This is a genomic window from Streptomyces sp. ADMS (assembly GCF_033441795.1).
In the GTDB taxonomy this organism is placed as follows: Bacteria; Actinomycetota; Actinomycetes; order Streptomycetales; family Streptomycetaceae; genus Streptomyces.
Genome location: NZ_JAVFVX010000297.1, coordinates 1 through 1654, shown reverse-complemented (window position 1 = coordinate 1654; position 1654 = coordinate 1). Strand labels below are relative to the sequence as shown.

Genomic DNA, 1654 nt, shown 5'->3' with positions numbered 1-1654 from the left:
GAGTGGTGTGCATCGTGAAGTCGCAGGTCACGGGTCTGGTGTGAATGGTGGGTGGGGTACTCGTGCCGGTCGGCGGCCGATGACCATGGCGTAGATCGTCGGGCAGGTCCGGCTCCGGCGGGATGCCGGGTTCGGCTGCGCCCACGACCGGCCCCCGCCTACGATCCGTCAGCAGGTCGGCACGCCGTGAGAACGCGGGAGGGCGCGGGTGATGCAGGAGCGGCAGTGGATCACCGCCCGCCGGAGCGAACTGGACGCCCTCGCCGAGGCGTTGGCCAAGCAGCTTCAGGAGGTTCAGGTCGAGCGGGACGAACTGGCGATCGCGGAGCGGGTGTTGAACCGTCTGGCCGAGCAGGTCCAGGCCGATGCCGAGGCTGTCGCTCCGGTAGCGGTGAAGGTGGCCGGGCGGGCAGTGCTGCTCATCCCGCACCGCAGCGACGCGGCCGATGAGGGCGCGCTGCCCGGCGACTACCGCAAGATTCTGGCGATCGTGCGGGAGGCCGACGGCCCGGTGCAGGTCAGGGCGGTCGGTGAGCGGCTGGGCCTGGACGCCTCGGTGCGCGGCAAGCTGGAACCTTTGCGGGCGAAGATGACCAAGCTCGCCGACCGCGGCTGGCTGCACAAGCGGGGCGACGGGCGGTTCACGGCACGTCCGTAGTCGCGCGGGTGCGTGCCCGTAACTGACGGGCCCCCGGCGGCAGTTGAGTTTGTGTGACGAAAAACAACAGTTCCGTCGAGGGCCCTGACGGCCTTGTCTACACCGCCCGCCTGCCGCTGTCGAGCGCGACCCTGAACTGGCTCGCCGACCTGATACGCGGCCACCTCAAGAAGATCGGCTCGCGGTGGCGCGTCCTGCCCGCCGGGAAGATCGCCACCATCGTGCTGGCAGTGCTGCGCTGTGACCAGCGGCCCGGCGACCTGGCCGGCGGCAACGGAGTGCACCGCACCACCGTGACCCGATGGGTGAGAGAGGTCGTCGGCCTGCTCGCCGCCCGCGCCCCACGCCTGGACCGGGCCCTGAAGAAGATCGCCCGAATGGGCGGCGGCATCGTACTGCTGGACGGATCGGTGATCCGCACCCGGCGCAGAACCGGGAAGGAAAACCGGAAGAACTACTCCGGCAAGAACAAATGCCACGGCCTGCTCGTGATCGCCCTCACCGACGACCGCGGCCGACTGCTGTGGATCTCGGCGGCCCGCCCCGGGCGCACCTCGGAGATCACCGCCTGCCGGCACGACCAGCTCACCCAGAGGCTGCGGGAAGCCGGGCTCGGCGCCATCGCCGACCTGGGATTCGTCGGCCTCGACGACAGCGGCCCCGACGCCGACCCGGCGGTGATCACCGGCTACAAGGCCGCCCGGAACCGGCCCCTGACACGAGGCCAGAAGCTGTCCAACACGGCATTGGCGGCCGTCCGGGCACCCGTCGAGCATGGCTTCGCCCACCTCAAGAACTGGCGCATCCTCGGCAAGGTACGCACCGACCCCTCCTGGGCGACCGCCCTGGTCCGGGCCCTGCTGGTCCTCACGAACCGCGAAGTCGCCCGCTGACCGACGATCTTCACCAAAGTCACCTGCCAGCGACCAGCACGAGCATCCCGATGCCCACGCACACCAGCCCCGTGACCAGCAACTTCAGCTTGCACACCTCTCA

The 1654-nt window shown here is 69.9% G+C and carries 2 protein-coding genes; both read left to right on the top strand.

The features are described 5' to 3' along the window. Positions 1–211 precede the first annotated feature (211 nt). The gene (locus tag RB628_RS40500; RefSeq protein WP_318325648.1) at positions 212–658 is read left to right on the top strand and encodes a hypothetical protein; all 447 of its coding nucleotides are present in this window, start codon (positions 212–214) and stop codon (positions 656–658) included. Between the two features lie 53 nt (positions 659–711). Beyond that, a complete protein-coding gene (locus RB628_RS40495; protein WP_318325647.1) occupies positions 712–1551 on the top strand; it encodes a transposase family protein in 840 nt (279 codons plus the stop codon). The last annotated feature ends 103 nt before the right edge of the window (positions 1552–1654 follow it).